The sequence below is a fragment of the Sporosarcina oncorhynchi genome (assembly GCF_033304615.1).
Classification (GTDB): Bacteria; Bacillota; Bacilli; order Bacillales_A; family Planococcaceae; genus Sporosarcina; species Sporosarcina oncorhynchi.
Map to the genome: position 1 here is coordinate 3163015 of NZ_CP129118.1, position 25178 is coordinate 3188192.

The 25178-nt window shown below is 43.4% G+C and carries 42 protein-coding genes; 2 read left to right on the forward strand and 40 right to left on the reverse strand.

Going from position 1 to position 25178, the window contains the following annotated elements; all coding sequences use genetic code 11:
- The first annotated feature begins 79 nt into the window (after positions 1-79).
- On the forward strand, positions 80-703 hold the full coding sequence (gene gerD, locus QWT69_RS15595) for a spore germination lipoprotein GerD (protein ID WP_317967198.1): 624 nt from the start codon (positions 80-82) through the stop codon (positions 701-703).
- Positions 704-726: 23 nt separating this feature from the next.
- Here gerD and QWT69_RS15600 read toward each other — a convergent pair whose 3' ends face one another.
- The 3 genes from QWT69_RS15600 to QWT69_RS15610 all read right to left on the reverse strand — a co-directional run bounded on the left by QWT69_RS15600 (position 727) and on the right by QWT69_RS15610 (position 2988).
- Positions 727-1785: an Mrp/NBP35 family ATP-binding protein gene (locus tag QWT69_RS15600; RefSeq protein ID WP_317967200.1), complete on the reverse strand. Its 1059-nt coding sequence runs from the start codon at positions 1783-1785 to the stop codon at positions 727-729.
- Between the two features lie 77 nt (positions 1786-1862).
- Positions 1863-2576, reverse strand: coding sequence for an N-acetylmuramoyl-L-alanine amidase (locus QWT69_RS15605; protein ID WP_317971137.1), 714 nt, complete (start codon positions 2574-2576; stop codon positions 1863-1865).
- Between the two features lie 115 nt (positions 2577-2691).
- Complete coding sequence (locus QWT69_RS15610) at positions 2692-2988, reverse strand: rhodanese-like domain-containing protein (protein WP_317967202.1); 297 nt, start codon at positions 2986-2988, stop codon at positions 2692-2694.
- 120 nt (positions 2989-3108) lie between these two features.
- Here QWT69_RS15610 and QWT69_RS15615 point away from each other — a divergent pair, with 120 nt between their 5' ends.
- The gene (locus tag QWT69_RS15615) at positions 3109-3822 is read left to right on the forward strand and encodes an endonuclease V (protein ID WP_317967204.1); all 714 of its coding nucleotides are present in this window, start codon (positions 3109-3111) and stop codon (positions 3820-3822) included.
- On the opposite strand, the gene QWT69_RS15620 is transcribed toward QWT69_RS15615, so the two are convergent.
- From QWT69_RS15620 to tuf, 37 genes are all read right to left on the reverse strand, one after another.
- Positions 3809-4414 (reverse strand): dienelactone hydrolase family protein, encoded by a 606-nt coding sequence (locus QWT69_RS15620; RefSeq protein WP_317967206.1) that lies wholly within the window; start codon positions 4412-4414, stop codon positions 3809-3811. The genes QWT69_RS15615 and QWT69_RS15620 overlap by 14 nt on opposite strands.
- An 84-nt stretch (positions 4415-4498) precedes the next feature.
- Positions 4499-4891, reverse strand: coding sequence for a 30S ribosomal protein S9 (rpsI, locus tag QWT69_RS15625; protein ID WP_317967208.1), 393 nt, complete (start codon positions 4889-4891; stop codon positions 4499-4501).
- Between the two features lie 19 nt (positions 4892-4910).
- Complete coding sequence (gene rplM / locus QWT69_RS15630; RefSeq protein ID WP_317967210.1) at positions 4911-5348, reverse strand: 50S ribosomal protein L13; 438 nt, start codon at positions 5346-5348, stop codon at positions 4911-4913.
- A 166-nt stretch (positions 5349-5514) separates the two neighbouring features.
- Complete coding sequence (gene truA, locus QWT69_RS15635; RefSeq protein WP_317967212.1) at positions 5515-6261, reverse strand: tRNA pseudouridine(38-40) synthase TruA; 747 nt, start codon at positions 6259-6261, stop codon at positions 5515-5517.
- Positions 6262-7065, reverse strand: coding sequence for an energy-coupling factor transporter transmembrane component T family protein (locus QWT69_RS15640; RefSeq protein WP_317967214.1), 804 nt, complete (start codon positions 7063-7065; stop codon positions 6262-6264). It abuts the gene before it with no gap.
- On the reverse strand, positions 7065-7934 hold the full coding sequence (locus tag QWT69_RS15645; RefSeq protein ID WP_317967216.1) for an energy-coupling factor ABC transporter ATP-binding protein: 870 nt from the start codon (positions 7932-7934) through the stop codon (positions 7065-7067). The genes QWT69_RS15640 and QWT69_RS15645 overlap by 1 nt, the downstream gene beginning before the upstream one ends.
- Entirely contained in the window at positions 7910-8755 is an 846-nt protein-coding gene (locus tag QWT69_RS15650) for an energy-coupling factor ABC transporter ATP-binding protein (RefSeq protein ID WP_317967218.1), read from the reverse strand. The genes QWT69_RS15645 and QWT69_RS15650 overlap by 25 nt, the downstream gene beginning before the upstream one ends.
- 293 nt (positions 8756-9048) lie before the next feature.
- Positions 9049-9429 (reverse strand): 50S ribosomal protein L17, encoded by a 381-nt coding sequence (rplQ, locus tag QWT69_RS15655; RefSeq protein ID WP_317967220.1) that lies wholly within the window; start codon positions 9427-9429, stop codon positions 9049-9051.
- Positions 9430-9459: 30 nt separating this feature from the next.
- Positions 9460-10404: a DNA-directed RNA polymerase subunit alpha gene (locus QWT69_RS15660; RefSeq protein WP_317967222.1), complete on the reverse strand. Its 945-nt coding sequence runs from the start codon at positions 10402-10404 to the stop codon at positions 9460-9462.
- Positions 10405-10540: 136 nt separating this feature from the next.
- The gene (rpsK, locus tag QWT69_RS15665) at positions 10541-10930 is read right to left on the reverse strand and encodes a 30S ribosomal protein S11 (protein ID WP_009499031.1); all 390 of its coding nucleotides are present in this window, start codon (positions 10928-10930) and stop codon (positions 10541-10543) included.
- Positions 10931-10955: 25 nt separating this feature from the next.
- A complete protein-coding gene (rpsM, locus tag QWT69_RS15670) occupies positions 10956-11321 on the reverse strand; it encodes a 30S ribosomal protein S13 (RefSeq protein WP_191693427.1) in 366 nt (121 codons plus the stop codon).
- Positions 11322-11345: 24 nt separating this feature from the next.
- Positions 11346-11459, reverse strand: a complete 114-nt coding sequence (gene rpmJ, locus QWT69_RS15675) for a 50S ribosomal protein L36 (RefSeq protein ID WP_076758849.1) — start codon at positions 11457-11459, stop codon at positions 11346-11348.
- A 39-nt stretch (positions 11460-11498) separates the two neighbouring features.
- A complete protein-coding gene (infA, locus tag QWT69_RS15680) occupies positions 11499-11717 on the reverse strand; it encodes a translation initiation factor IF-1 (protein WP_191693426.1) in 219 nt (72 codons plus the stop codon).
- Between the two features lie 614 nt (positions 11718-12331).
- On the reverse strand, positions 12332-12985 hold the full coding sequence (locus QWT69_RS15685) for an adenylate kinase (RefSeq protein ID WP_317967228.1): 654 nt from the start codon (positions 12983-12985) through the stop codon (positions 12332-12334).
- 50 nt (positions 12986-13035) lie between these two features.
- A complete protein-coding gene (secY, locus tag QWT69_RS15690; protein WP_317967230.1) occupies positions 13036-14328 on the reverse strand; it encodes a preprotein translocase subunit SecY in 1293 nt (430 codons plus the stop codon).
- Positions 14328-14768: a 50S ribosomal protein L15 gene (gene rplO / locus QWT69_RS15695; protein WP_317967232.1), complete on the reverse strand. Its 441-nt coding sequence runs from the start codon at positions 14766-14768 to the stop codon at positions 14328-14330. Before rplO ends, secY begins: the two co-directional genes overlap by 1 nt.
- 32 nt (positions 14769-14800) lie before the next feature.
- On the reverse strand, positions 14801-14983 hold the full coding sequence (rpmD, locus tag QWT69_RS15700) for a 50S ribosomal protein L30 (RefSeq protein WP_191693422.1): 183 nt from the start codon (positions 14981-14983) through the stop codon (positions 14801-14803).
- A gap of 13 nt (positions 14984-14996) precedes the next feature.
- Positions 14997-15497, reverse strand: a complete 501-nt coding sequence (gene rpsE, locus QWT69_RS15705) for a 30S ribosomal protein S5 (RefSeq protein ID WP_317967235.1) — start codon at positions 15495-15497, stop codon at positions 14997-14999.
- Between the two features lie 22 nt (positions 15498-15519).
- The gene (rplR, locus tag QWT69_RS15710; RefSeq protein WP_317967237.1) at positions 15520-15882 is read right to left on the reverse strand and encodes a 50S ribosomal protein L18; all 363 of its coding nucleotides are present in this window, start codon (positions 15880-15882) and stop codon (positions 15520-15522) included.
- A gap of 33 nt (positions 15883-15915) precedes the next feature.
- A complete protein-coding gene (gene rplF, locus QWT69_RS15715; protein ID WP_317967239.1) occupies positions 15916-16455 on the reverse strand; it encodes a 50S ribosomal protein L6 in 540 nt (179 codons plus the stop codon).
- A 30-nt stretch (positions 16456-16485) separates the two neighbouring features.
- Positions 16486-16884 (reverse strand): 30S ribosomal protein S8, encoded by a 399-nt coding sequence (gene rpsH / locus QWT69_RS15720; protein WP_251699700.1) that lies wholly within the window; start codon positions 16882-16884, stop codon positions 16486-16488.
- A 29-nt stretch (positions 16885-16913) separates the two neighbouring features.
- Positions 16914-17099: a type Z 30S ribosomal protein S14 gene (locus QWT69_RS15725; RefSeq protein ID WP_317967243.1), complete on the reverse strand. Its 186-nt coding sequence runs from the start codon at positions 17097-17099 to the stop codon at positions 16914-16916.
- 19 nt (positions 17100-17118) lie between these two features.
- The gene (gene rplE / locus QWT69_RS15730) at positions 17119-17658 is read right to left on the reverse strand and encodes a 50S ribosomal protein L5 (protein ID WP_191693417.1); all 540 of its coding nucleotides are present in this window, start codon (positions 17656-17658) and stop codon (positions 17119-17121) included.
- 26 nt (positions 17659-17684) lie between these two features.
- On the reverse strand, positions 17685-17996 hold the full coding sequence (rplX, locus tag QWT69_RS15735) for a 50S ribosomal protein L24 (RefSeq protein ID WP_317967247.1): 312 nt from the start codon (positions 17994-17996) through the stop codon (positions 17685-17687).
- Between the two features lie 35 nt (positions 17997-18031).
- On the reverse strand, positions 18032-18400 hold the full coding sequence (gene rplN / locus QWT69_RS15740; protein ID WP_191693415.1) for a 50S ribosomal protein L14: 369 nt from the start codon (positions 18398-18400) through the stop codon (positions 18032-18034).
- Positions 18401-18439: 39 nt separating this feature from the next.
- Complete coding sequence (rpsQ, locus tag QWT69_RS15745) at positions 18440-18703, reverse strand: 30S ribosomal protein S17 (RefSeq protein WP_317967251.1); 264 nt, start codon at positions 18701-18703, stop codon at positions 18440-18442.
- 17 nt (positions 18704-18720) lie between these two features.
- Positions 18721-18921 carry a 50S ribosomal protein L29 gene (gene rpmC, locus QWT69_RS15750; RefSeq protein ID WP_025783856.1) on the reverse strand — a complete coding sequence of 67 codons (201 nt, stop codon included), beginning with the start codon at positions 18919-18921 and terminating at the stop codon, positions 18721-18723.
- Positions 18911-19345, reverse strand: coding sequence for a 50S ribosomal protein L16 (gene rplP / locus QWT69_RS15755; protein WP_317967258.1), 435 nt, complete (start codon positions 19343-19345; stop codon positions 18911-18913). Before rplP ends, rpmC begins: the two co-directional genes overlap by 11 nt.
- A 2-nt stretch (positions 19346-19347) precedes the next feature.
- Positions 19348-20004, reverse strand: a complete 657-nt coding sequence (rpsC, locus tag QWT69_RS15760; protein ID WP_317967260.1) for a 30S ribosomal protein S3 — start codon at positions 20002-20004, stop codon at positions 19348-19350.
- Between the two features lie 3 nt (positions 20005-20007).
- Complete coding sequence (gene rplV, locus QWT69_RS15765) at positions 20008-20352, reverse strand: 50S ribosomal protein L22 (protein WP_317967262.1); 345 nt, start codon at positions 20350-20352, stop codon at positions 20008-20010.
- 19 nt (positions 20353-20371) lie between these two features.
- Positions 20372-20650, reverse strand: coding sequence for a 30S ribosomal protein S19 (gene rpsS, locus QWT69_RS15770; RefSeq protein ID WP_153732603.1), 279 nt, complete (start codon positions 20648-20650; stop codon positions 20372-20374).
- A 63-nt stretch (positions 20651-20713) separates the two neighbouring features.
- Positions 20714-21544, reverse strand: coding sequence for a 50S ribosomal protein L2 (gene rplB, locus QWT69_RS15775; RefSeq protein ID WP_317967266.1), 831 nt, complete (start codon positions 21542-21544; stop codon positions 20714-20716).
- Between the two features lie 33 nt (positions 21545-21577).
- On the reverse strand, positions 21578-21862 hold the full coding sequence (gene rplW, locus QWT69_RS15780; protein ID WP_317967268.1) for a 50S ribosomal protein L23: 285 nt from the start codon (positions 21860-21862) through the stop codon (positions 21578-21580).
- Positions 21862-22485 (reverse strand): 50S ribosomal protein L4, encoded by a 624-nt coding sequence (rplD, locus tag QWT69_RS15785; RefSeq protein WP_317967270.1) that lies wholly within the window; start codon positions 22483-22485, stop codon positions 21862-21864. Before rplD ends, rplW begins: the two co-directional genes overlap by 1 nt.
- 25 nt (positions 22486-22510) lie before the next feature.
- Complete coding sequence (gene rplC / locus QWT69_RS15790) at positions 22511-23140, reverse strand: 50S ribosomal protein L3 (protein ID WP_317967272.1); 630 nt, start codon at positions 23138-23140, stop codon at positions 22511-22513.
- A 43-nt stretch (positions 23141-23183) separates the two neighbouring features.
- On the reverse strand, positions 23184-23492 hold the full coding sequence (rpsJ, locus tag QWT69_RS15795) for a 30S ribosomal protein S10 (protein WP_060203412.1): 309 nt from the start codon (positions 23490-23492) through the stop codon (positions 23184-23186).
- 386 nt (positions 23493-23878) lie between these two features.
- Complete coding sequence (gene tuf / locus QWT69_RS15800) at positions 23879-25066, reverse strand: elongation factor Tu (RefSeq protein WP_317967275.1); 1188 nt, start codon at positions 25064-25066, stop codon at positions 23879-23881.
- Between the last annotated feature and the right edge of the window lie 112 nt (positions 25067-25178).

Consider the following 25178-nt stretch of genomic DNA (forward strand, 5'->3'; position numbering starts at 1 on the left):
TTCATTGCACGATTCATGCATATTCCTTCTTATATTGTGAACAATAATTGAAATAGCTAACCGAAGGGATTTTGATTCCATGAAGAAAAAATGGGTTTATTGCCTACTTCTCGTCTTTCTACTTGCAAGTTGTAGCCAACAAGCACAAAGCCCGAACTACGACGAGATGAAAAAAATGATGACAGATGCTTTACAAACGGAAGATGGCAAAAAAGCTATCCGAAAAATGTTCGCTGATCCCGAATTCCGGGAACTGATTGTGCTGGAGCAGCCCGAAGTGAAGAAGTCCATTGAAGATATATTGTTGTCGAAAAAGGGTGAGGATTTCTGGAAACATGCTTTTGAAGATCCGAAGTTCACGGAGTCCATCGCAAAAAGCATGAAAGAGCAACAGCAGGATATTATGTCGAATCTGATGAATGACTCATCTTTCTTGAAAGAGATGGAATCATTTTTTGGTCAGGCCGATATGCAGAAGCAATTAGAAACGATTTTGAAGTCCTCTAACATGAAAAAGGAGATTGAAAAATCCGTTGAAGATACGATTAATAATCCGTTGATGAAAGCAAAATGGCAAGAGTTGATTTTAAAAGCGGGCGAAGTGACCTCTTCTGCAAAAGGCGAAGAATCCGGGGGTGGAAGTGGCGGAGATAATTCAGATCAATCAGGAGATCAAAAAGAAAAAAGCGGCGGAGGTAAATGACCTCCCCGCTTTCTTTTATTCGTTTACTTAGAAGTCATTTCAATAACATTTTGCGCGATGGTTGCGTAAGTTTGACCGATTGGATGGTCTTTTGCATAAACAGAAGGCGCAAAATCAGTTTCACTCCAGTCAGGCTGTCCGAGTGGAATCTGTCCAAGCAATTCAGTGCGCAATTCTTCAGCAAGACGCGTACCGCCACCTTTGCCAAATACGTATTCTTTTTCGCCCGTTGCCGAAGATTGGAACCAAGCCATATTTTCGATAACGCCGAGCAACGTGTGCTCCGTTTGCAATGCCATGGCACCTGCGCGAGCTGCGACGAATGCTGCAGTCGGATGCGGTGTCGTCACAACAATTTCTTTAGAAGATGGAATCATTTGGTGAATATCAAGTGCTACATCACCTGTACCTGGTGGCAAATCGAGAATGAGGTAATCGAGATCTCCCCAATCCACATCGCGGAAGAACTGATCTAGTACTTTCCCGAGCATCGGGCCACGCCAAACGACAGGCGCATTGTCTTCGACAAAGAAGCCCATGGAAATCACTTTGACTCCAAAACGCTCGACAGGTATGATGCGGTCTTCACGAATGACTGGTAGTTCAGTAATACCCATCATGTCCGGCACACTGAATCCATAAATGTCCGCATCGATCAACCCAACTTTTTTGCCCAGTCTAGCGAGACCGACAGCCAAGTTCACGGATACCGTTGATTTTCCGACGCCGCCTTTCCCGGACGCAATCGAGATGAATTCAATATCATTCAGTGGGGATAAGAGATCTTGTGCTTCAGATTCCGTTACTGTCCCACGAAACTTTTCAAGTGTTTCCGGAGGTAATTCTTCAAAACGGATGCCGACAGAATCTGCACCTGCCGCTTTGATCACTTCCACTACTTTCATTTGTAATGTCATCTGTTCTGCCGTGTTGATTTTAGCGAGAGCCAATTTTACACTGACATGCTGCTTCTCTGGCTTGATAGTCACACTTACAATCCCATCAGTTTCCGCCAAAGTTTTATGTAAAAATGGATCTTTCAATTCGCCTACAACATCACGGATAATCTGTTCATTTAACAATATGGCCACTCCTTAGAAGGTAATTCAATCTATTCCAAGTATACCATAGTGATTCTTTTTCAAATGGTGATATGCCTTCAATTTTGCTCAGATGTATGGAATAGAATGATTCCTTCAACGATGGCATCTGCCACTTTTGCGTGATAGGCAGGATCCATCAGCAACTTGCGCTCTTCGGGATTGGAAATGAAGCCTGTTTCGATAAGGACAGAAGGCATCGGCACCTTTTTCAATAAATAAACTCCTTTAATTGCCATCGCTTCCCGATCTGTGTTTTGAAGATTTTCTACAAACGAACTTTGTATGGATTTCGCCAATAGCTCGCCACCTTCATGTCCTTCTGCATGATAAAACACTTGTGAACCTCTCCATCTTTCTTCAGGAATCGCGTTGACATGGACACTTAAAAACATATCCGGGTCTTCTTCGATTGCAATGGTTTCGCGTAATTTTAAATCGGCCATCTTCCGTTGACGTGTCGTGCTGAATTTCTCATTCGGCGCATGCTCCGCAATGGCATCTCCGCCTTTTTCCCGGGTCATGACAATGACAGCACCTTTCTTTTCAAGCTTCTTCTTTAGCTCATGCGCGATGCTCAGTGTAATATCACGTTCTACCACTTCACCAACAGAAGCACCACCGTCTAATCCGCCATGCCCCGGATCAATGACAATCTTCACCCCGCCTAGCTGCTCAGGCATGAAAAATCCCCGATCCGAAGCTTTCACTCCGTACACGACAACAAGAAGAGAAGTCGCAAACAATAAACCAATGACCAGCCATCGTTTCAACATACACACCGCCTTTTTCCATCACTATACGTAATTGTAGGAAAAGATATGAATGCGTTGTATTGTCAATTTCAGAATAAAAAAAGAAGCCGTCATGGCTTCTTTTTACTCACTGTCACTTAACCTCACCAGACCATTCTAACATGCCGCCCGTCATATTCGTTACGTTATATCCGTTACCCGATAAAAACTCCGTAGCGCGGCCGCTACGACCTCCAGAACGACAGATCATCACATAAGGGGTTTGCTTATCAAGTTCTTCCATACGATTGGGTATTTCACCTAATGGAATATGGACTGCGCCTTCAATAATGCCTTCAGCCACTTCTTCATCTTCACGTACATCAATCATATGCACGGTCTCACCATTCTCAAGTTTTGCTTGTAATTCAGTTGTTGTTATTTCCTTCATTCCAAAAACCTCCTCTGATGATTAAAGTCTTGACTATAGCTCTATCATATACTCCCGTAGGTATACAGTCTATAAAAAAGCTTAACGAAATTACATTAAAAAAGTGGGGATTAAGATACTATGAAAGTTCATTATATACACCAGCTACCCGTAAAAATAGAACTTTTCAAATCCATTCAGGAGTCTCTTTCCAAAAAAGTCGATCTGACAACCACTCTAAACACAAACAATTTTAAATACATTGCAGGAGTAGATATTGCATATTGGCTAGATGAAGGAATTGAATGGGGAATATGCAGTATAATCATCATTGATTCTGTCACACTGAAAGTAATTGAAAAAGCGTTTAGCAGCGGCAAGGTCACAGTTCCATATATCCCTGGTTATTTAGCGTTCAGGGAACTTCCACTTATTATCGAAACCGTAAAGAAACTAACGATTGCACCTGATTTATATATGTTTGATGGTAATGGTTATTTACATCCGCTTCGTATGGGAATTGCTACACACGCTTCCTTTTTTGTTCATAAGCCAACTATAGGAATTGCAAAGAGTTACTTTAAAGTCAATGATGCCTACTTTGAGATTCCGAAGAACGAAGTGGGTGCATTTGAAAATATTACTATAGGAAACGAAGTACTTGGAAGGGCACTTCGCTCACATAAAGACGTCCGGCCTATTTTCATTTCTTGTGGCAACTTTATAGATTTAGACACTGCCACAGAATTTACACTTAGCTTAATCAATAAAGATAGCCGGTTGCCAATACCCGTTAGAATAGCAGATTTGGAAACGAAAAGAATAAGAAAGCTGTTAATCGCTAAGACCGAGTAGAATGCTTTAAAAGAAAATCAGCCATTTGGTTAAATGCTTTACTTGCTGACATCGATTGATAATTCGGGCTGTAGGGATCACCAAACCCATGTTTTCGTTCAAATGTATATATTTCGATGTTGCCGGCATCAATTGATGTAATTAGCCGGTTAACATCAAAAGAGTTTTCTTCTTTCGGAAAGAACAACAGTGTGGGGCATTCCGGCGGTTTGTCTAGATAATCTCTAATGCGCGATCCATAATAGCCAATGATTCCTTTGATCATTTTTTTATTGCCACAAAGCCAAGCAACTGTAGCCCCCACACTATAACCGACAACAAATATTTTCTCATAGGATTGTTCAATATCAATTGCCAACTGTTTCACCGTTTTGGCCGCCTCTACAAAGCCTATATTCTCCATGAAATTACGATATGCCAATTGTTCCTCATCATATCGATAAGATTCATCACGGTTCAATAAGCTTGGACAATAAACATCAAAACCCAGTGCAGATAAATGTCCACAAAATTCCCGAATATGTTGATTGAGTCCATAAATTTCATGAACGACAATAACGGCATTTTTATACCCCTGTTTAATGGTCACCATTTCAATCTCACCCCATTCAATTAAAACACAAAAACCTCTCCCCGAAAAATCGGGAAGAGGCTGTATTGTTGAGTTGAAAATCGATTAACGTTTTGAGAACTGAGGTGCACGACGAGCGCCGCGAAGACCTGGCTTCTTACGTTCTTTCATACGTGAATCACGTGTAAGCAGACCTGCTGCTTTCAATGTACCACGGAAGTCAGGGTCTACAGTAAGTAGAGCACGTGCGACACCGTGACGAATTGCGCCAGCTTGTCCTGTGTATCCGCCGCCATTGACGTTTACATGGATATCATAGCTGCCAAGTGTTTGTGTAGCTACAAGCGGCTGCTTGATCACTTCACGAAGTGTTTCAAATGGTACGTAGTCTTCTACGTCACGGTTGTTGACGACAATTTTGCCTTCGCCAGGAACGAGACGTACACGAGCTACTGAGCTTTTACGACGGCCAGTGCCGATATATTGTACTTGTGCCAAAGGTGTTTCCTCCTCTTAATTATCCAATAAGCTCGAATGCTTCTGGTTTTTGTGCCGTATGTGGATGTTCCGATCCAGCATAGACGTGAAGTTTCTTGATTGTTTGACGACCTAGTGGACCTTTTGGAAGCATCCCTTTAATCGCAAGTTCCAACATCTTAGTTGGGTAGTTAGTACGCATTTCCAAAGCAGTACGTTGTTTCAGATTACCAGTATAGCCAGAGTGGCGATAGTAGATTTTATCTTTCAACTTGTTACCTGACAGTTGGATTTTCTCAGCGTTGATGATGATGACGTGATCGCCAGTGTCAACGTGTGGTGTGAACGTAGGTTTATGTTTGCCGCGCAAAATAGATGCAACTTCAGAAGCAAGACGACCAAGCGTCTGTCCTTCAGCGTCGACAACGAGCCATTTACGCTCTACTTCGTGACCTTTAGCCATGAATGTTGTACGCATGTATTGTTTCCTCCTAAAAATATCAATCTGTTCCGTTTTCTATATCCCTAAACACAAATAAACATTCCGGGGCTTATTGTGGGGTTATTGAAATACCATTTATCATCTTATCCTGAATTTGAAAATAAGTCAAGCGATTTTCTAGAAAACACCTGGAAAAGTTGACTCACTTATCATACGTCACATTCATTAGATACAAACCGTGTGCTGGTGCGGTTTTGCCAGCCTTATTTCGGTCTTTCGCTTCAAGTATTTCTTTCAAGTCAATCGGTTCATTCCAACCGATTCCGACAGCAAAAAGCATTCCCGCAATCGTTCGAACCATATTGTATAAAAATCCGTCGCCTTCAATCGTCATAATCAGTTCCTCGCCTTTACGTTGGAGCGTCAATTCCCTGACCGTTCGTACTTTATTCGATGTAGCGGTCTTGGAAGAACAGTAACTTGTAAAGTCGTGAGTGCCGATAAAGTATTGCGCTGCTTCCCGCATACGCTCGATATCAGGTCGCCATCTCTCTAAATGAACTGCATAATTCCGTTCAAACGGACTTTGCACTTCACTCGATGACCATTTAAACTGATACGTTTTACCCGTTGCAGAATAGCGTGCATGGAAATCATCATCCACAAAAACCGCATCCAGGATTCTCACGTCTCTTGGCAATAAAACATTGAGTGCCGTCTTCCAACGATCCAACGGCAAGCCGAGCGGCGTGTCAAAATGAATCACCTGTCCCCACGCATGAACACCAGCATCCGTCCGTCCGCTTGCGACAGAAAAGACCGAGTCCTCTTTGTGGATTTTCCGCAAAGCTTTGTCGATTTCTGCCTGAACTGTCCGCATACCTGGCTGTGATTGATAGCCTGAAAAATTTGTCCCATCATAAGCAACAGTCGCTTTTACACGTTTCACTCAATTCCCCCCTCTTAACCAGACGAGAACGGCTACGAGTATAACGAATAGAATAATGACAAATGTATCGCGGCCCTTCCAAGCAAGCTGGCGATAGCGTGTCCTGCCTTCGCCGCCCCGGTAACCTCTCACTTCCATGGCAATCGCAAGATCTTCTGCGCGTTTGAAGGCGCTGACGAACAACGGAACAAGAAGTGGTACGACGGCACGTATTCGCTCTTTGACCGTCCCACTTGTCAAATCCGATCCACGTGCAAGTTGCGCTTTCAGGATTTTATCCGTTTCATCCATCAATGTTGGGATGAAACGAAGAGATATGGACATCATCAAAGCCAATTCGTGTACAGGCAATTTCAGTTTTTTAAACGGATTGAGCAATGTCTCCATTCCATCCGTTATCGAGATCGGTGATGTCGTCAACGTCAGCACCGTCGTCATGAGAACAAGAACGAGGAACCTGACAGAAATGTATATCCCTTGCCTAATTCCCTCTTCATAAATTTTTATGAACTTCCACTCAAACAGCAATGCCCCTTCTTTTGTGAAGATGAAATGCATGAGTAAGGTGAAGACAATTAGAAATAGAATTGGTTTTAATCCGTTGAACAAAAAGTAGAAGCGGATTCTAGCGATAAGGATAACCAATACAGTGAAAGCCAATAATAAACCATAAGTGATCGTATTGTTTGCAAGGAAGACCGCAATAATGAACAGAAAGACAAATAATAGCTTTGACCTCGGATCAAGCTTGTGGACAAAAGAATTCCCCGGCACGTACCGTCCAAATATCATCTTTTCCAACATTAGCGCTCACCTTCTTCCTGGAGCGCATCTGCGATAGATGAAGCAAGCTGTTCTTCAGTTAACGCCAATTTACCAATACTTCTTCCGAACAACTTTTCAATATCCTTCTGAAACGCCACTGAGCGCGGCAAGCTAAGGCGGTATTCACTAAGCGTATCAACGTCTCCGAAAACCTCTTCAGGCGTTCCTGCCATGACAGAGCGTCCTTCGTGCATGACAAGAATCTCATCTGCATACCGGGCAGCGTCTTCCATGCTGTGCGTTACAAGAATTGTCGTCAAGTTTTGTTCTTTATGTAACGTATAGAACAATTCCATGATTTCCTTGCGGCCTCTCGGATCCAATCCTGCGGTAGGTTCGTCCAAAATGAGAATGGATGGTTTAAATGCAAGAACTCCCGCAATGGCGACCCGTCGCATCTGTCCGCCCGACAAATCAAATGGTGATTTCTGTGCCAAATCTTCAGGTAAACCAAGCAGTTTAATAAGTTCATGCGCCCGACGTCTTGCTTCATCTGCCGGCACACCGAAATTCATCGGTCCAAACATGATGTCTTTTTCTACCGTCTCTTCAAACAGCTGATGTTCAGGAAACTGGAAAACGATGCCTACATGTTTGCGGATCGATTTCAGTTCTTTAGACTTTGTACGTGAAGTAATATTCACATCACCCACACGGACAACACCATCCGTCGGTTTAAGCAATCCATTCAAATGAAGAAGCAAGGTAGACTTACCTGAACCCGTATGTCCGATGATCGCAGTGAATGAACCCGACTTAATTGAACCATTCACATCATATAGAGCACGCTTTTCAAATGGTGTCCCCGCTGCGTATGAATAGCTTACTTGTTGAAATGAGATGTCCATAATTCATTCACCAACTCTTTTTCTGTCATATGTTCCCCTTGAATGCCAATACCTCTTTTACGAAGTTCACGTGACACCCTTAAGGCAAAGGGTAAGTCCAATCCGATAGACTCCAATTGATCTCCATGGGCAAAGATTTCCTCCGGCTTGCCTGTCATCATTACTTTTCCTTCATTCATGACGATGACTCTGTCTGCAAGCAGTACTTCTTCCAAATCATGTGTAATAGAAAGTACTGTCAAACCCGTCGCGTTTTTCAATTCATCCACAACTCGAATGACTTCTTCGCGTCCTTGCGGGTCAAGCATGGAAGTTGCTTCGTCCAGGATAAGCATCTGCGGCCGTAAAGCTAAGGCACCTGCTATTGCAACGCGTTGTTTCTGTCCGCCGGATAAATGATGTGGTTCATGATCCAGAAATGCCTCCATCTTAACTTGTGCAAGTGACTCATGTACACGGGGCACCATCTTCTCGTAAGGAACACCGTTATTCTCAAGTGCAAAAGCGACATCGTCTTGCACAGTAGACCCAACGAATTGGTTATCCGGATTTTGAAAGACAATTCCCATTCTCGAACGAATTTCCCAAACCGTATCCGCATTCAACTCTTCAAGGAAAACATGCACTTTCCCTTCATCGGGATACATGAGGCCGATCATCAGCTTGGCCAAAGTCGATTTCCCTGAACCGTTATGGCCGACAATGGCAATCCATTCACCATCCTGTACAGTAAATGACACATCATCAATCGCTTTGCGTGGTTCCTCGTCCTCAGATTCGTATGTATATGATATATGATCCAAAGATAGTATTTCCTTCACATCATTCACCTCCAGCATTTCGTTTCCTATGTATAAAAGATTGATTTGTCCATTTTTTTATTTTATTAAATAAAAAAAGCGCGCACCTCATCCGAAGAAATGCGCTCAAGTCTATTCTGATGCCGGGTGCTCAATCCGGACCAGCGGATGAGATGCGTAGAGCTAGACCAATCGGCTAAACCGTCGATCGTAACGCTCAGCTTTTAATATTTTGTCGTATAAATATGTTAATGAAAAGGGTGTGGCTGTGCGTATGACAGACACACCCTTCAATGTATTTATATAAGTTGTAATTAAACTAATTCAATTACTACAACAGGTGCTCCGTCTCCACGACGAGGTCCCATTTTCATGATGCGTGTGTAACCGCCTTGGCGATCTGTGTAGCGTGGTGCAACGTTATCAAACAATTTTTGAATAGCAAAGATTTCTTTTTCATTGCCTTCTTCGTCTTCAGTCATTACTAACTCACGACGAATAAATTGTGCTGCTTGACGACGTGCATGCAAGTCCCCACGTTTACCAAGAGTGATCATCTTTTCAACGACTGAACGCAATTCTTTCGCACGCGCTTCAGTTGTTTGGATGCGCTCATGTACGATAAGGTCTGTCGCTAAGTCGCGAAGCATTGCTTTACGTTGTGAACTTGTGCGTCCAAGTTTTCTGTAACCCATAGAAGTTTACCTCCTTCAATTCAATTGTTCTTAATCTTCCGAGCGTAACTCTAAGTTCAACTCGTCCAATTTAGCCTTCACTTCTTCAAGTGATTTACGGCCTAGGTTGCGCACTTTCATCATTTCATCCTCGGACTTGTTAGCAAGTTCAAGTACTGTGTTGATGCCTGCACGTTTCAGGCAGTTGTAAGATCGCACAGAAAGATCGAGCTCTTCGATAGTCATCTCAAGCACTTTTTCTTTTTGGTCCTCTTCTTTTTCCACCATGATTTCTGCAGTTTGTGCTTCGTCAGTCATACCAACAAAAATGTTCAGATGCTCCGTCAGGATTTTGGCTCCAAGCGAAACAGCTTCTTTCGGACCGATGCTACCATCTGTCCAAATATCAAACGTCAACTTGTCAAAGTTTGTACTTTGACCAACGCGAGTATTCTCGACTTGGAAATTGACGCGTGAAACTGGAGTGTAAATAGAGTCGATCGGAATTACACCAATCGCAAGATCCTCACGTTTGTTTTGATCGGAAGGTGCATATCCACGGCCACGAACAGCATACATACGCATGCGCAAGTGTCCATTCTTACCTAGGGTAGCAATTTGAAGATCCGGATTCAGCACTTCAACATCACTGTCATGCGTGATATCTGCTGCTGTCACCTTGCCTTCACCCTTCACATCTATTTCAATCACTTTCTCATCATCTGAATAGATTTTGAGAGCAAGTTGCTTCACATTCAAAATAATTGTTGCAACGTCTTCGACGACACCTTCAATTGTAGAGAATTCATGAAGAACTCCGTCGATCTGGATAGAAGTAACGGCAGCACCTGGTAATGAGGAAAGAAGCACGCGGCGTAAGGAATTACCTAAAGTATTTCCGTATCCACGTTCCAGAGGTTCAATAATAAACTTACCAAACTTGGAATCTTCGTTGATCATAACTGTTTCAATCTTCGGTTTCTCAATCTCGATCATTCATTTACCCTCCTTCAAAGCGTCTAATATATTGGCCGTTCCATATTGAAATCGATTATCAAAATTAATCAACATGCAATCACACAATTCATTTTTGCCAAAAACTGTGCTTTTCAATCAATTGGAGAACAAACCATTATACACGACGGCGTTTTGGTGGGCGGCATCCGTTATGTGGAACCGGAGTTACGTCTCTGATTGCAGTTACTTCAAGACCTGCAGCTTGTAGTGAACGAATAGCAGCTTCACGACCAGCACCTGGTCCTTTAACAGTAACCTCCAAAGACTTCAAGCCGTGCTCCATAGCAGTTTTAGCAGCTGTTTCAGCAGCCATCTGTGCAGCAAACGGAGTCGATTTACGAGACCCTCTAAATCCTAATGCACCCGCACTGGACCAAGAAAGGGCATTCCCATGACTATCAGTGATCGTTACAATTGTATTGTTGAACGTCGAACGGATATGTGCAATACCAGTTTCAATATTCTTTTTCACACGACGTTTACGAGTTTGTTGTTTACGTGCCATGTCTACGAAAAACCTCCTTTACCTATTATTTCTTTTTGTTCGCAACTGTCCGCTTAGGACCTTTACGTGTACGTGCGTTGTTTTTCGTGTTTTGTCCACGAACAGGTAATCCACGACGATGACGGATTCCACGGAAACTACCGATTTCCATCAAACGTTTAATGTTGAGGGATGTTTCACGACGAAGGTCCCCTTCAACTTTCAAGCCGTCTAGTTGCTCACGGATTTTGTCAAGCTCAGTTTCAGTAAGATCACGAACACGTGTCTCTTCAGAAACACCCGCTGCAGCAAGAACTTTTTGTGCAGTTGTTTTACCAATTCCAAAAATGTATGTTAACGAAATGACTACGCGCTTATCGCGCGGAACGTCTACACCAGCAATACGTGCCATATAGATTGTGCACCTCCCTTAGTATTAGCCTTGTCTTTGTTTATGTTTTGGATTTTCACAGATTACCATTACTCGGCCGCGTCTGCGAATAACTTTACATTTTTCACAGATCGGTTTTACAGATGGTCTTACTTTCATCTTACCCAACCTCCTTCAATATTCCGGAGTTGCAAAAGTTTATTTGAAACGGTACGTGATACGACCGCGTGTCAAGTCATAAGGTGAGAGTTCCATCGTTACTTTATCGCCAGGAAGGATCCGGATAAAGTGCATGCGGATCTTGCCTGAAACGTGCGCAAGAATCGTATGACCATTTTCCAATTCCACCTTGAACATTGCGTTCGGCAATGTTTCGATAACAGTACCTTCAACTTCAATTACGTCATCTTTCGCCATCAATCCTGTCTCCCTTCTATATACAATAAAGGTCTTAACCATCGAGCGGCAGCAGTCCCAATCAATTACGCCTTGGCGTAATTGCGTCCGGATTTTGAATCACGCTTTCGTGATTGAATCCTTACAAAATCCTTGACATCCGCCGGAGGCTTAACTTGGATCAGCGTGCATTTGGAATACCTCTGATTTAGTTATAAACCGGCTTTAATCCTGACACTAAATGTAATGACTGACCTAGCTGAGTCAAGTTAAAGCTTCCTTCAACATATGTCCGGATTGCATGAGTGATGTTCGAAAGACGTATGTCACACTTCGTTTCCCGTTAGTCAGTCCCCGACTATTGTTGTGGAAAATCGCATCGGAAAAGACACAAACGACAGGATTGCCGCAGGTGTACTCCAGCTTCGTACTACAGTTCCGAACACCTTTTACATTATACTCACCTACGTGAAATAATGCATTTTTGACGTCTTGAAACCGTAACACCAATGGATTATCACCAATTCCTATACCGGGCACCATATGCTTTTGCAGCTCGTTAATTAAACGTTCTTTCCGTGCAATTGTCCGTTGCTGTCCACAATATGGCGTGCATGAATTGCGTCCGGAAAGGATCACTGGGCATTCTCTTGGAGGATAGCGTCCAGATCTTTGAATACTTCATTGATGTCCTTTTGACCATCTATGTCTGTCAACACGCCTTGAGCATCGTAAAACGCTAGTAGCGGTGCTGTTTGGTTCATATTTACTTCCAGACGGTTCGTGACAGTTTCCGGATTATCATCCGCTCGCTGGTAAAGTTCCCCGCCATCCTTGTCACAAACACCTTCAACCTTTGGAGGGTTGAATAGTAAGTGGTAGGATGTGCCGCATACTTTACAAATTCTGCGACCGGTTAATCTTGCGATAAGTTCATCTTTTTCCACTTTGATGTTGAGCACATGCTCTATTTTCCGGTCAATGTCCGACAGCAAAGCAGCTAGTGCTTCTGCTTGGGGAACAGTACGCGGGAAACCATCAAGTAGGAATCCATTATCACAGTCGGATTTGCTTAATCGCTCACGAACAATGCCGATTGTCACTTCATCAGGGACTAGAGCGCCTTGATCCATGAACGATTTTGCTTTGACTCCAAGTTCCGTGCCTTCTGCTATAGCAGCACGGAACATATCGCCTGTAGAAATATGAGGGATTTCGTACTTTTCGACAATTTTGTCTGCTTGCGTACCTTTTCCGGCACCCGGCAGACCCATTAATACGATATTCATACGTCTTGCCCTCCATCCGTACTCAACATAGGGGGCGCCTATATTGAATATTATTTCATGAACCCTTTGTAATGCCTCTTCACAAGTTGAGATTCAAGTTGCTTCATCGTTTCAAGAGCTACACCAACCACGATGAGCAAGCTCGTTCCTCCAATTTGGAGGGATGCGGGTAGGTTCGCCAGATTGATGAAGAAGATCGGCATGACTGCAACGACGGCAAGGAAAATCGAACCGACGAATGTCAATCGATACAAAGTGCTCGTTAAGTAATTTTGTGTATTCTGTCCAGGACGAATGCCTGGGATGTATGCGCCTTGTTTCTTAAGGTTATCTGCCATATTTTCCGGGTTCACTTGAATGAACGCATAGAAGTATGTGAATGCGATGATCAATGCAACGTATAGGATCATGCCGACCGGTTGATTGTAGTCAAACGTCCGTGCAATGAAAGTCGTTACACTGTTCTCCCCGAAGAAGGTCGCTAATTGTTGTGGAGTGATGAAAAACGCCACAGCAAAGATTACCGGGATAACCCCTGCAGCATTCAATTTCAATGGCAAGTGAGTTTGTTGTCCAGCTGTCGTCTGTTGACGGCCAGTCATGCGTTTTGCATACTGAATCGGAATTTTACGGAGTGCTTCTTGTACATAAATGACTCCGACTACGATTGCAACAATTACAATCAGTAGTAATACCATCGTAGCAAGACGGATGAACAAAGCATCGCCTGCGTCCTGAATTTGTGTTGCATACAGTTGGTTCACTGCTGTTGGAATACCAGAAACAATTCCCGCGAAGATAATAATGGAAATACCATTACCAACACCTTTTGCGGTAATCTGCTCACCGAGCCAAAGCAGGAATGATGTACCGGCTGTCAAGACAATCGCAATTACCACATACGTGGAAATTCCTCCGTCTTTTATTAGCGTTCCACCAAACATTTGGTTGAAACCGAATGACATGGCGATTGCTTGGATAAAAGCAAGGACAACTGTGAAATATCTTGTGAATTGTGCAAGTTTCCGTCTTCCGACATCCCCTTGCTTCGACCATTCAGTGAACTTCGGCACAACATCCATCTGCAATAGTTGCACGATGATGGAAGCGGTGATATAAGGCATGATTCCCATTGCGAAAATGGAGAATTTCCCTAATGCCCCGCCACCGAATGTGTTTAGAAGTCCGATGAATTGGTTAGTCGATTGTTGCAAAGCCGTGGCATCGACATTCGGAACCGGGATGAATGATCCCAATCTGAAGACAATAAGTACCACGAGTGTGAAAATGATTTTAGACCGTATATCTCTAACGCGCATAAAGTTGGAGATTGTCTGAAACATTAAATCACCTCTACTTGCCCGCCCGCTTTCTCGATAGCTTCTTTAGCAGAAGCAGAGAATTTGTGAGCTTTGACAGTAATCTTTTTTTCAAGAGTCCCATTTCCAAGAATCTTAATTCCTGACTTTTCATTACTCACGATTCCAGTTTCAATCAGTAATTCAGGCGAAACTTCGGTACCTTCGTCAAAACGGTTAAGTACGTCCAAATTCACGATTGCATATTCTTTACGATTAATATTCGTAAATCCACGCTTCGGAAGTCTTTGGAATAGTGGAATCTGTCCACCTTCAAATCCTAGACGAACGCCACCGCCAGAACGAGCGTTTTGGCCATCATGACCTCTACCGGAAGTTTTACCAGCACCGGAACCGATTCCACGACCAACGCGCTTGCGTGATTTACGTGAACCTTCATTTGGTTTCATCTCGTGTAATTTCATCTCATCGGCACCTCCTTATTTCAAAGTTGACATTATTGTTCTTTAACAGTGACTAAGTGGCTTACTTTGTTGATCATGCCGCGAATTGCAACATTATCCTGATGTTCAACCATCTGATTCAACTTACGTAGACCTAGAGCTTCAACTGTTTTACGTTGTGCTGGCTTAGAGCCAATTACACTTTTCGTAAGGGTGATTTCAAGTTTATTTGACATTGTGTTTCCCCCCTTAACCTAACAGTTCTTTTACGGATTTACCACGCAATTTAGCAACGTCTTCTGCGCGTTTCAAATTCGTCAATCCTTCAATTGTTGCACGAACCATGTTAATTGGTGTGCTTGATCCCAAGGATTTAGAAAGGATATCCGTAATTCCTGCAAGTTCAAGTACCGCACGGACAGGTCCACCGGCGATTACTCCAGTACCAGGTGCTGCTGGTTTAATAAGAATTTGTCCTGCTCCGAAACGTCCAATAATTTCGTGAGGAGTCGTTCCTTTAACCATAGGCACTTCGATCAAGTTTTTCTTCGCATCTTCGATCGCTTTACGGATCGCATCTGGAACCTCTTGTGCTTTACCAGTTCCGAAACCGACACGGCCGTTTTTATCACCGACAACTACTAGTGCTGTAAAGCGGAAACGACGTCCACCTTTCACTACTTTCGCTACACGGTTGATCGTAACTACGCGTTCTTCGAATTCACTTTTATTCTGATCATTACGACGCATGAAATATGTCCCTCCTTCTTAATTAAAATTCAAGTCCATTTTCGCGTGCTGCGTCCGCAAGAGCTTTTACACGGCCATGAAATAGGTATCCGCCACGGTCAAAAACAACCGATTTGACATCTTTTTCAACGGCTTTCTTCGCGATCAACTCGCCAACTTTAGCTGCTGCTTCGGCATTCGCCTTAGAGTCCAAATTGAACTCTTTATCCATAGTGGAAGCACTAGCAATCGTAACGCCAGTTGCATCATCGATTAATTGTGCATAGATATGTTTGTTTGAACGATAAACGTTCAAGCGTGGACGCGCTGTAGATCCGCTGATTTTCGTACGCACACGTGCGTGACGTTTTTTACGGGTAGCGTTCTTATCTTGTTTCGTGATCATCGTGGTCACTCCTTCCGAATGCCTTAAGCGGCATTATTTACCTGTTTTACCTTCTTTACGACGAACAACTTCACCTTCGTACTTAATACCTTTACCTTTGTAAGGCTCTGGTGGACGTACTTTGCGAATGTTCGACGCTAAAGCACCAACACGTTCTTTATTGATACCGCGAACGATAATTTTTGTATTGGCAGGAACTTCAACTGTTACGCCTTCTTCCGGTTCGAATTCAACCGGGTGAGAGTAACCTACGTTTAGCACTAGTTTTGTACCTTGAAGTTGAGCACGATACCCAACCCCGATCAATTCTAGTGTGCGTTCGAAGCCTGTAGAAACACCAGTTACCATGTTATCCAGAAGGGAACGAGTAGTTCCGTGGATGGAACGGTGTTCTTTCGATTCAGTTGGGCGAGTCAAAGTAATGACATTGCCTTCTTGTTCGATTTTTATATCAGCGTTAAATGTATTTGTAAGTTCGCCTTTAGGGCCTTTAACAGTAACGAAGTTATTATCAGCGATAGTAACTGTCACGTTTTCAGGAACCTCTATTGGGCGTTTACCAATTCGGGACATCCTATTGCACCTCCATTCAATTGTTACGGATTACCAAACGTAAGCTACGACTTCTCCGCCTACTTGTTTCGCACGAGCTTCCTTATCAGTAAGGACACCATTAGATGTGGATACGAGGGCGATACCTAGGCCGTTCAAAACTTTAGGTACTTCGTTCGTTTTTGCATAAACGCGAAGACCAGGTTTTGAGATACGCTTAAGACCAGTGATAACACGCTCATTGTTTTGACCATATTTAAGGAAAATGCGGATAATGCCTTGTTTGCTATCTTCCACATATTCAACATCGCGTACGAAACCTTCCCGTTTGAGGATTTCTGCGATCTCTTTTTTCATGTTTGAAGCAGGTACTTCAAGCTTCTCGTGACGAACCATGTTCGCGTTACGGATGCGTGTAAGCATGTCTGCAATCGGATCACTCATTGTCATTACATTAACCTCCTTCCCAAGTTAGGGGATTACCAGCTTGCTTTTTTAACGCCAGGAATTTGTCCCTTATATGCGAGTTCGCGGAAACAAATACGGCAAAGCTTGAATTTACGATATACAGAATGCGGACGACCACATCGTTCGCAACGTGTATAATCTTGTACCTTGAACTTTGGCGCACGTTTCTGTTTTGCGATCATTGACTTCTTAGCCACGTTTTCGCCTCCCTTTAGTTTACTTTTGGAACGGCATGCCGAACTGCGTTAGTAACTCACGTGCTTCTTCATCGGAGTTTGCAGTCGTAACGATGACGATATCCATTCCACGTACTTTCGATACTTTATCGTAGTCAATTTCAGGGAATATAAGTTGTTCTTTCACACCTAGTGTGTAGTTACCGCGACCGTCGAATGATTTCTTCGATACTCCTCGGAAGTCACGAACACGTGGAAGTGAAACTGCGATCAACTTGTCCAAGAACTCATACATGCGCTCACCGCGTAGTGTAACTTTCGCGCCAATCGGCATTCCTTCACGAAGACGGAATCCAGCGATTGATTTCTTCGCTTTAGTCACTACAGGCTTTTGACCGGAGATGATTGTTAGATCTTCTACCGCTGCGTCAAGTGCTTTAGAGTTTTGAACAGCGTCGCCAACACCCATATTGATGACGATTTTGTCTACTTTTGGTACTTGCATTACTGATGTATATTCGAACTTGCTCATTAGAGCAGGTGTTACTTCTTTAGAGAACTTCTCTTTTAATCGGCTCATCAGTTGGACCTCCTTTCATCCATTACTCATTTATCTAGTGGTTCACCAGATTTTTTAGCAATACGAATCTTCTTGCCATCTTCGATTTTGAAACCAACGCGAGTCGGCTCGCCTGTTTTCGGATCGATTGGCATGACATTAGATACATGGATAGCTGCCTCTTGGCTGATAATTCCGCCTTGAGGATTTGCTTGGTTCGGTTTCGTATGTTTCTTTACGATGTTGATACCTTCAACAAGCACGCGATCCTTTTTGGGGAAAGCAGCTAAGATAACGCCGGTCTTACCTTTGTCTTTCCCGGTGATGACCATAACTTTATCGCCTTTTTTAACGTGCATTTCATCGCACCTCCTTGATTGGCACTGTCATGTAATTAAAGAACTTCTGGAGCTAGTGAAATAATTTTCATGAAGTTGCTGTCACGGAGTTCGCGAGCAACCGGTCCGAAAATACGTGTTCCGCGTGGACTCTTATCATCACGGATGATGACACATGCGTTTTCATCAAACGTAATGTATGATCCATCTTTACGGCGCATTCCACTTTTAGTACGGACGATAACAGCTTTAACAACTTCGCCCTTCTTGACAACGCCACCTGGTGTTGCTTTTTTCACTGTTACAACAACGACATCACCGATATTAGCAGTTTTACGTCCTGTTCCACCAAGTACTTTAATTGTTAGAACTTCACGTGCACCTGAATTATCGGCAACTTTCATACGGCTTTCTTGTTGAATCATTGAGGTTACCTCCTCTCGGAATTTACTATCCGAACGATATTAGATAATGACCGCTTTTTCGACAATCTCGATAAGGCGGAAACGTTTAGTAGCTGATAGTGGACGAGTTTCCATTACGCGGACTACGTCGCCAATTTTCGCTTCATTTAGTTCATCATGTGCCTTAAACTTCTTTGAATACTTTACACGTTTTCCGTATAAAGCGTGCTTCTTTTGTGTCTCTACCATTACGGTAACCGTTTTATCCATTTTGTCGGATACTACACGGCCTGTATACACTTTGCGCTGGTTACGCTCAGTCATGGCTGCAACCTCCTTCATCAGTTATTTGCACTGATCTCTCTTTGACGTATTACAGTTTTCATGCGCGCAATCGATTTGCGTACTTCACGGATGCGTGCAGTGTTTTCTAATTGTCCTGTCGCTAACTGGAAGCGAAGGTTGAAAAGCTCTTCTTTCAGTGATTTCACTTTTTGCTCGATCTCTGCAGTTGTTAAGTCACGGATTTCATTAGCTTTCATTAGACTCACCACCAATTTCTTCTCGTTTTACAAACTTGCTCTTAATCGGCAATTTGTGGGATGCGAGTCGAAGAGCTTCACGAGCAACTTCTTCTGATACACCTGCGATTTCGAACATAACACGACCTGGTTTAACAACAGCTACCCAGCCTTCTACAGCACCTTTACCGGAACCCATCCGGACTTCAAGAGGCTTTTTCGTATATGGCTTGTGTGGGAAGATGTTGATCCATACTTTACCGCCACGTTTCATGTAACGTGTCATTGCGATACGAGCTGATTCGATCTGACGGTTAGTGATCCATGCAGACTCAGTAGCCTGAAGACCAAATTCACCGAATTGAACTGTTGCTCCGCCTTTTGTAGTTCCGCGCATCTTTCCACGGAAAACACGACGATATTTAACGCGTTTAGGCATTAACATAATTAGTTGCCTCCTTCCTCAGAGTTCTTCTTCACTGGAAGGACTTCTCCCCGATAGATCCATACTTTTACGCCAAGCTTACCATATGTAGTATCAGCTTCAGCGTGTGCATAGTCGATGTCTGCACGTAATGTATGAAGGGGTACAGTACCTTCACTGTAGTGTTCTGCACGAGCGATATCAGCACCGCCAAGACGTCCAGACACTTGTGTTTTGATTCCTTTTGCTCCAGAACGGATAGTACGTTGAATTGCTTGTTTTTGAGCACGACGGAACGATACACGGCTTTCCAATTGACGTGCAATTGACTCAGCAACCAATTTCGCATCTAGATCTGCGCGCTTGATTTCTACGATATTGATGTGTGCACGCTTGCCAGTGATGTCGTTAAGAGCTTTACGAAGTGCTTCGACTTCAGATCCGCCTTTACCGATAACCATTCCCGGCTTCGCAGTGTGAATAGTAATGTTTACACGCTTTGCAGCACGCTCGATTTCCACTTTGGAAACAGATGCGTCAACAAGACGTTTTTCGATGTATTCACGGATTTTCAAGTCTTCGTGTAAAAGATCTGCATAGTCTTTTTCTGCATACCATTTAGACTCCCAGTCACGAATGATACCAACCCGTAAACCATTAGGATGTACTTTTTGACCCACGAATTACCCCTCCTTCTTTTCAGATACCACTACAGTGATATGGCTAGTACGTTTGTTGATCGCACTTGCACGACCTTGTGCACGTGGACGGAAACGCTTCATAGTTGGACCTTCATCAACGAATACTTCGCTGACAATCAGATTCTCAACATCCAAATCATAGTTGTGTTCAGCGTTTGCGATTGCTGATTTTAAAACCTTTTCTACAACCGGAGATGCCGCTTTAGGCGTCAGACGTAGAATCGCGACAGCTTCACCGATTTTCTTGCCCCGGATAAGATCAACGACCAAACGGACTTTGCGAGGAGCAATACGGACTGTGCGGGCAGTAGATTTTGCTTGTTGCATCAGAAATACCTCCTCTCAATTAGCGTTTAGTTTTCTTATCGTCAGCGCCATGACCTTTGTATGTGCGCGTAGGTACGAATTCACCTAGTTTGTGACCAACCATATCTTCAGTCACGTAGACAGGTACGTGTTTGCGTCCGTCGTATACAGCAATCGTCAATCCGATGAAAGATGGGAAGATTGTGGAACGGCGAGACCAAGTTTTAATAACCTGTTTTTTCTCTGAATCTTTTTGAGCGTCGACCTTTTTCAAGAGATGATCATCTGCGAAAGGTCCTTTCTTCAAGCTGCGGCCCATGTAAAAACCTCCCTCCGTGACAGCTGTACTACGGTTCTATCTGTGAACCGCAGTGCCATCACATTATTTTTTACGACGACGAACGATAAGCTTGTCGGATTTGTTGTTCTTTTTACGAGTCTTGAATCCAAGAGTTGGTTTACCCCAAGGAGTAACTGGACTTGGACGACCGATTGGAGTACGGCCTTCACCACCACCGTGTGGGTGATCGTTAGGGTTCATGACAGATCCACGGACTGAAGGGCGTTTACCCATCCAACGTGAACGACCTGCTTTACCAATGTTGATCAATTCATGTTGTTCGTTACCTACTTGACCGATTGTAGCACGGCAAGTTGCAAGAACCATACGAACTTCGCCTGATTGTAGACGGATGATGACATATTTGCCTTCACGTCCAAGTAGTTGTGCAGATGTTCCTGCAGAACGAACTAACTGGCCGCCTTTACCTGGTTTCAATTCGATGTTATGGATTGTAGAACCCATAGGAATGTTTTCAAGCGGAAGAGCGTTACCGACTTTAATGTCAGCTTCTGCTCCAGACATGATTGTCATTCCTACTGTCAATCCTTTTGGAGCTAGGATATATCTCTTTTCCCCATCAGCATAGTTGATTAGGGCAATGTTAGCAGAACGGTTTGGATCGTATTCGATCGTAGCAACGCGTCCTGGTATGCCATCTTTCCGGCGTTGGAAATCGATGACACGGTATTGGCGCTTATGTCCTCCACCTTGGTGACGAACAGTCATCCTACCTTGGTTGTTACGTCCGCCTTTACGCTTGACTGGTTCAAGCAATGATTTTTCTGGTCTGTCTGCAGTAATCTCAGAGAAGTCAGAAGAAGTCATGTTACGACGTCCGTTGGAGGTAGGTTTGTATTTCTTAATCGCCATTTGTATTCCCTCCTTCGTTTAATTACGAATTAATTACATTTCGAATAGTTCGATGTCTTTTGAATCAGCAGTTAAAGTTACGATTGCTTTACGGCGTTTGTTCGTGTATCCAGCATGTTTGCCCATACGCTTGAACTTGCCTTTATAGTTTTGAACGTTAACTTTTTCTACTTTCACTCCGAAGATTTCTTCGACAGCTTGCTTAACAAGTGTTTTGTTAGCGCGCGTGTTCACTTCGAAAGTGTACTTTTTGAATTCCATTTGTTCTGAAGAACGCTCGGTAATGACCGGACGTTTTAGTACATCACGTGCTTCCATTAACCAAGCACCTCCTCAATTTTAGATACAGCATCTTTAGTAATGACAAGATTGTCATGAGCGACAATGTCAAGAACGTTGATGCCATTTGCTGTAACTACGCTAATACCAGGAATGTTACGAGCGGACAATGCCACTGCTTCATCAAGGTCAGCTGTTACAAATAATGCTTTTTTATTAATTGAAAGGTCTTTAAGAACCTTTGTAAATTCTTTTGTTTTTGGCGCTTCGAATGTCAAGCTGTCCAAAACGATGATTTCTTCATCGCGCACTTTTGTAGATAGTGCTGAAAGGAGTGCCAAGCGACGAACTTTCTTAGGAAGTTTGTAGCTGTAGCTTCTTGGGCTTGGACCGAATACGATACCGCCTCCACGCCATTGTGGTGAACGGATCGACCCTTGACGAGCACGTCCAGTTCCTTTTTGGCGCCATGGCTTACGGCCACCGCCAGCAACTTCTCCACGAGTTTTAACTTTATGGTTACCTTGGCGCAACGACGCACGTTGTTGAACCAATGCTTCAAATAGAACAGCATCATTTGGTTCGATACCGAAAATCGCTTCGCTCAATTCGATGTCGCCAACTGAAGAACCTGTTTGACTTAAAACGGATACTTTTGGCATTCTTGTTTCCTCCTTCCTCTAAGAATTAGTTCCCTTTGATAGCACTTTTCACTTGGATAAGTGTCTTACGTGCTCCTGGAACGTTACCTTTGATCAATAGCAAGTTACGCTCAGCGTCAACTCGTACGATTTCAAGGTTTTGGATCGTTACTGTGTCTCCACCAGTACGTCCTGGCAATTTCTTACCTTTAAATACGCGTTGTGCATCAACCGAACCGATAGAACCTGGTGCTCGGTGGAAACGTGAACCGTGGCTCATTGGTCCGCGTGAGTAACCGTGGCGTTTAATAACACCTTGGAAACCTTTACCTTTTGATGTTCCTGTAATATCGACGATATCGCCTTCTGCGAATGTATCGACTTTGACTTCCTGACCAACTTCATACCCTGTAACGTCAACTCCGCGGATTTCGCGAATGAAGCGCTTAGGCGTCGTTCCAGCTTTAGCAACATGGCCCTTTTCAGGTTTGTTTGATAGCTTTTCACGTTTGTCGTCGAATCCAAGCTGGATTGCATCATAGCCGTCTGTTTCGTTTGTCTTCTTTTGAAGAACAACGTTTGGAGCAGCTTCAATCACAGTTACTGGAATGAGATCGCCGTTTTCAGCAAAGATTTGCGTCATGCCGACTTTTCTCCCTAAGATTCCTTTGGTCATTTGTCACACCTCCTGATTTTCATTTGTTTTTTATTTTTATAGATTAAAGTTTGATTTCGATGTCAACGCCAGATGGTAAATCGAGTTTCATCAACGCATCGACAGTTTGTGGTGTCGGGTTAACGATATCGATTAGACGTTTGTGTGTACGCATTTCAAACTGCTCGCGCGAATCTTTGTACTTATGTACCGCACGAAGTACTGTGTAAACAGATCTTTCAGTTGGAAGTGGTATCGGACCTGATACGCTTGCACCCGAACGTTTTGCTGTTTCTACAATCTTTTCAGCTGACTGATCAAGAATTCTGTGATCATATGCTTTTAAACGGATACGAATCTTCTGTTTTGCCATTACTTTCCCTCCTTCTCGCCTATTTTCTAGACATTCTCCACGGAAATTTTCCTACACACATGCCATGGCAAAGCGGCCGGGTGTGTCGGTAACCTCCCGCTTCATCGCAGTCAAAGACCAACATTAAATATTATACACATGAAAAAAGGTTTTCGCAAGTGTTTTCTCGAAAATCTTTTACTCAACTTTTTAAGTATAAATAGTTTCAATAAAAATATCAAGTAGTAACTTAAAATCGTAATGTATTTCCATTGGCTTCGTCTTGTAAACTTCACTTCTTTTGACGTACGTGCGCAGCACACTGCATTCTCAAATTACGAGTTGTTCTATAGAAGACAGCTAAAAAAAGAAAAACCCTGCATGATCAGTGCAGGGTTTTATCGGAATTACTTTTCGATTGTTGCTACAACGCCAGCGCCTACTGTACGTCCACCTTCACGGATTGAGAATTTAGTACCTTCTTCAATCGCGATTGGAGCGATAAGTTCAACTGTCATTTCAACGTTGTCGCCAGGCATAACCATTTCCACGCCTTCTGGAAGGTGGATGATACCCGTTACGTCAGTTGTACGGAAGTAGAACTGTGGGCGGTAGTTTGAGAAGAATGGAGTGTGACGTCCACCTTCTTCTTTTGATAGAACATAAACTTCTGATTTGAACTTCGTGTGTGGAGTGATTGTACCCGGCTTAGCAAGTACTTGTCCACGCTCGATTTCTTCACGTGAAACACCACGAAGAAGTGCACCAATGTTATCGCCAGCTTCTGCATAGTCAAGAAGCTTACGGAACATTTCAACACCTGTTACTGTAGTTGGTTTTGGCTCTTCAGTCAAACCAATGATGTCAACAACATCTCCAACTTTAACTACTCCACGCTCTACACGTCCAGTAGCAACAGTACCACGACCAGTGATTGAGAATACGTCCTCAACTGGCATCATAAATGGCTTTTCAGTGTCACGTGGTGGTGTTGGGATGTACTCATCTACAGCGTTCATCAATTCAACAATTTTCTCTTCGTAAGCTTCGTCGCCTTCTAGAGCTTTTAGAGCTGAACCTTTGATGACAGGAATGTCGTCGCCAGGGAACTCATACTCAGAAAGAAGATCACGGATCTCCATTTCAACTAGCTCAAGAAGTTCTTCGTCGTCAACCATGTCACATTTGTTCATGAAGACAACTAGGTAAGGAACACCAACTTGACGTGAAAGAAGGATGTGCTCACGAGTTTGTGGCATTGGGCCGTCAGCTGCAGATACAACTAGGATTCCGCCGTCCATTTGTGCTGCACCAGTAATCATGTTCTTAACGTAGTCAGCGTGACCTGGGCAATCAACGTGTGCGTAGTGACGCTTTTCAGTTTCGTACTCGATGTGTGAAGTATTGATTGTGATACCACGCTCTTTTTCTTCTGGAGCGTTATCAACGTCAGCGTATGAACGTGCTTCACCGCCACCGCGCTTTGCTAGAACTGTTGCGATTGCAGCAGTCAAAGTTGTTTTACCATGGTCAACGTGACCAATTGTTCCAACGTTAGCGTGCTGTTTGGAACGATCGAATTTTTCTTTACCCATTATGGAATTCCTCCTTAAAAATATGAATGTTTTTTATATTTATAGGTATGGAAGTTGAAGTGATGCATCGCCTTCAACTATCCATATCTTACAAGTTATCACTTGGTTTAAC

What these genes read in the sequence shown, in the direction of transcription:
- rplP (WP_317967258.1), bottom strand. Translation starts at nt 19,345, where the DNA reads ATGTTAATGCCTAAACGCGTTAAATATCGTCGTGTTTTCCGTGGAAAG.
- rpsS (WP_153732603.1), bottom strand. Translation starts at nt 20,650, where the DNA reads ATGGGCCGCAGCTTGAAGAAAGGACCTTTCGCAGATGATCATCTCTTG.
- rplW (WP_317967268.1), bottom strand. Translation starts at nt 21,862, where the DNA reads ATGGAAGCACGTGATGTACTAAAACGTCCGGTCATTACCGAGCGTTCT.
- rpsE (WP_317967235.1), bottom strand. Translation starts at nt 15,497, where the DNA reads ATGCGTCGTAATGATCAGAATAAAAGTGAATTCGAAGAACGCGTAGTT.
- rplM (WP_317967210.1), bottom strand. Translation starts at nt 5,348, where the DNA reads ATGCGTACAACATTCATGGCTAAAGGTCACGAAGTAGAGCGTAAATGG.
- QWT69_RS15615 (WP_317967204.1), top strand. Translation starts at nt 3,109, where the DNA reads ATGAAAGTTCATTATATACACCAGCTACCCGTAAAAATAGAACTTTTC.
- rpsJ (WP_060203412.1), bottom strand. Translation starts at nt 23,492, where the DNA reads ATGGCAAAACAGAAGATTCGTATCCGTTTAAAAGCATATGATCACAGA.
- gerD (WP_317967198.1), top strand. Translation starts at nt 80, where the DNA reads ATGAAGAAAAAATGGGTTTATTGCCTACTTCTCGTCTTTCTACTTGCA.
- rplO (WP_317967232.1), bottom strand. Translation starts at nt 14,768, where the DNA reads ATGAAATTACACGAGATGAAACCAAATGAAGGTTCACGTAAATCACGC.
- rplR (WP_317967237.1), bottom strand. Translation starts at nt 15,882, where the DNA reads ATGATCACGAAACAAGATAAGAACGCTACCCGTAAAAAACGTCACGCA.
- rplX (WP_317967247.1), bottom strand. Translation starts at nt 17,996, where the DNA reads ATGCACGTTAAAAAAGGCGATAAAGTTATGGTCATCACCGGGAAAGAC.
- rplN (WP_191693415.1), bottom strand. Translation starts at nt 18,400, where the DNA reads ATGATTCAACAAGAAAGCCGTATGAAAGTTGCCGATAATTCAGGTGCA.
- QWT69_RS15660 (WP_317967222.1), bottom strand. Translation starts at nt 10,404, where the DNA reads ATGATCGAGATTGAGAAACCGAAGATTGAAACAGTTATGATCAACGAA.
- rpsM (WP_191693427.1), bottom strand. Translation starts at nt 11,321, where the DNA reads ATGGCACGTATTGCTGGTGTAGACGTTCCGCGCGATAAGCGCGTAGTC.
- rpmD (WP_191693422.1), bottom strand. Translation starts at nt 14,983, where the DNA reads ATGTCAAATAAACTTGAAATCACCCTTACGAAAAGTGTAATTGGCTCT.
- QWT69_RS15620 (WP_317967206.1), bottom strand. Translation starts at nt 4,414, where the DNA reads ATGGTGACCATTAAACAGGGGTATAAAAATGCCGTTATTGTCGTTCAT.
- tuf (WP_317967275.1), bottom strand. Translation starts at nt 25,066, where the DNA reads ATGGGTAAAGAAAAATTCGATCGTTCCAAACAGCACGCTAACGTTGGA.
- secY (WP_317967230.1), bottom strand. Translation starts at nt 14,328, where the DNA reads ATGTTTCAGACAATCTCCAACTTTATGCGCGTTAGAGATATACGGTCT.
- rpsK (WP_009499031.1), bottom strand. Translation starts at nt 10,930, where the DNA reads ATGGCACGTAAACAACAAACTCGTAAACGTCGTGTGAAAAAGAATATT.
- rplB (WP_317967266.1), bottom strand. Translation starts at nt 21,544, where the DNA reads ATGGCGATTAAGAAATACAAACCTACCTCCAACGGACGTCGTAACATG.
- rpsQ (WP_317967251.1), bottom strand. Translation starts at nt 18,703, where the DNA reads ATGACTGAGCGTAACCAGCGCAAAGTGTATACAGGCCGTGTAGTATCC.
- rpsH (WP_251699700.1), bottom strand. Translation starts at nt 16,884, where the DNA reads ATGACAATGAGTGATCCGATTGCAGACATGCTTACACGCATCCGTAAC.
- rpmC (WP_025783856.1), bottom strand. Translation starts at nt 18,921, where the DNA reads ATGAAAGCTAATGAAATCCGTGACTTAACAACTGCAGAGATCGAGCAA.
- rplV (WP_317967262.1), bottom strand. Translation starts at nt 20,352, where the DNA reads ATGCAACAAGCAAAATCTACTGCCCGCACAGTCCGTATTGCTCCTCGC.
- rplD (WP_317967270.1), bottom strand. Translation starts at nt 22,485, where the DNA reads ATGCCAAAAGTATCCGTTTTAAGTCAAACAGGTTCTTCAGTTGGCGAC.
- QWT69_RS15640 (WP_317967214.1), bottom strand. Translation starts at nt 7,065, where the DNA reads ATGTTGGAAAAGATGATATTTGGACGGTACGTGCCGGGGAATTCTTTT.
- rplC (WP_317967272.1), bottom strand. Translation starts at nt 23,140, where the DNA reads ATGACCAAAGGAATCTTAGGGAGAAAAGTCGGCATGACGCAAATCTTT.
- rplE (WP_191693417.1), bottom strand. Translation starts at nt 17,658, where the DNA reads ATGAGCCGATTAAAAGAGAAGTTCTCTAAAGAAGTAACACCTGCTCTA.
- rplQ (WP_317967220.1), bottom strand. Translation starts at nt 9,429, where the DNA reads ATGGGTTACAGAAAACTTGGACGCACAAGTTCACAACGTAAAGCAATG.
- QWT69_RS15685 (WP_317967228.1), bottom strand. Translation starts at nt 12,985, where the DNA reads ATGAATATCGTATTAATGGGTCTGCCGGGTGCCGGAAAAGGTACGCAA.
- rplF (WP_317967239.1), bottom strand. Translation starts at nt 16,455, where the DNA reads ATGTCCCGAATTGGTAAACGCCCAATAGAGGTTCCTGAAAACGTGACA.
- rpmJ (WP_076758849.1), bottom strand. Translation starts at nt 11,459, where the DNA reads ATGAAAGTAAGACCATCTGTAAAACCGATCTGTGAAAAATGTAAAGTT.
- QWT69_RS15645 (WP_317967216.1), bottom strand. Translation starts at nt 7,934, where the DNA reads ATGGACATCTCATTTCAACAAGTAAGCTATTCATACGCAGCGGGGACA.
- QWT69_RS15610 (WP_317967202.1), bottom strand. Translation starts at nt 2,988, where the DNA reads ATGAAGGAAATAACAACAACTGAATTACAAGCAAAACTTGAGAATGGT.
- infA (WP_191693426.1), bottom strand. Translation starts at nt 11,717, where the DNA reads ATGGCGAAAGATGACGTAATTGAAGTTGAAGGTACTGTTATCGAAACA.